The organism is Furfurilactobacillus sp. W61-4 (genome assembly GCF_057545565.1).
The window spans coordinates 1-1,779 of record NZ_BAAJNZ010000012.1; the positions used below are offsets into that span (position 1 = coordinate 1).

General features: G+C 50.1%; 1 rRNA gene. It reads right to left on the minus strand.

Annotated features, from left to right (window positions below):
- Window positions 1–63 precede the first annotated feature (63 nt).
- Window positions 64–1,638: ribosomal RNA gene (locus AC27FN_RS09870) — 16S ribosomal RNA — on the minus strand.
- Between the last annotated feature and the right edge of the window lie 141 nt (window positions 1,639–1,779).

Genomic DNA, 1,779 nt, shown 5'->3' on the forward strand with positions numbered 1-1,779 from the left:
GTAAATCCCTCAAAACTGAACAACGTTTCCACTAATGTGTAAGGTTCCGATTTGTTTCCTTAGAAAGGAGGTGATCCAGCCGCAGGTTCTCCTACGGCTACCTTGTTACGACTTCACCCTAATCATCTGTCCCACCTTAGGCGGCTGGCTCCTAAAAGGTTACCCCACCGACTTTGGGTGTTACAAACTCTCATGGTGTGACGGGCGGTGTGTACAAGACCCGGGAACGTATTCACCGCGGCATGCTGATCCGCGATTACTAGCGATTCCGACTTCGTGTAGGCGAGTTGCAGCCTACAGTCCGAACTGAGAATGGCTTTAAGAGATTTGCTTGGCCTCGCGACTTCGCTGCTCGTTGTACCATCCATTGTAGCACGTGTGTAGCCCAGGACATAAGGGGCATGATGATTTGACGTCGTCCCCACCTTCCTCCGGTTTGTCACCGGCAGTCTCATTAGAGTGCCCAACTTAATGCTGGCAACTAATCATAAGGGTTGCGCTCGTTGCGGGACTTAACCCAACATCTCACGACACGAGCTGACGACAACCATGCACCACCTGTCTTTCCGTCCCCGAAGGGAACGTCTTATCTCTAAGATTAGCAGAAGATGTCAAGCCCTGGTAAGGTTCTTCGCGTAGCTTCGAATTAAACCACATGCTCCACCGCTTGTGCGGGTCCCCGTCAATTCCTTTGAGTTTCAACCTTGCGGTCGTACTCCCCAGGCGGAATGCTTATTGCGTTAGCTGCGGCACTAAGGGGCGGAAACCCCCTAACACCTAGCATTCATCGTTTACGGCATGGACTACCAGGGTATCTAATCCTGTTTGCTACCCATGCTTTCGAGCCTCAGCGTCAGTTACAGACCAGGTAGCCGCCTTCGCCACTGGTGTTCTTCCATATATCTACGCATTCCACCGCTACACATGGAGTTCCACTACCCTCTTCTGCACTCAAGTTGCCCAGTTTCCGATGCCCTTCTCCGGTTAAGCCGAAGGCTTTCACATCAGACTTAAGTAACCGCCTGCACTCCCTTTACGCCCAATAAATCCGGATAACGCTTGCCACCTACGTATTACCGCGGCTGCTGGCACGTAGTTAGCCGTGGCTTTCTGGTTAAATACCGTCACAATCTGAACAGTTACTCTCAGATTCGTTCTTCTTTAACAACAGAGTTTTACGAGCCGAAACCCTTCTTCACTCACGCGGCGTTGCTCCATCAGGCTTGCGCCCATTGTGGAAGATTCCCTACTGCTGCCTCCCGTAGGAGTCTGGGCCGTGTCTCAGTCCCAATGTGGCCGATCAGCCTCTCAGCTCGGCTATGCATCATCGCCTTGGTAAGCCGTTACCTTACCAACTAGCTAATGCACCGCGGGTCCATCCTGAAGTGATAGCCGAAACCATCTTTCAAGCGAAAACCATGTGGTTTTCGTTGTTATGCGGTATTAGCATCTGTTTCCAAATGTTATCCCCCACTTCAGGGCAGGTTACCCACGTGTTACTCACCCGTTCGCCACTCGCTTCATTGTTCCTTCAATCTAGTGCAAGCACCGTCAATCTGGAACCAAAGCGCGTTCGACTTGCATGTATTAGGCACGCCGCCAGCGTTCATCCTGAGCCAGGATCAAACTCTCAAATTAATGAGTTATTTGAAATAGCTCTTGTTTTTGTTACTTGGTTATAAAGTGAATTGACTTCACAATTTGTATTGCTTCGAACCGAAGTTCAAAGACCCTACACATTTGATTCGTCGAAACGTTGTTCAGTTTTCAAAGATCTAC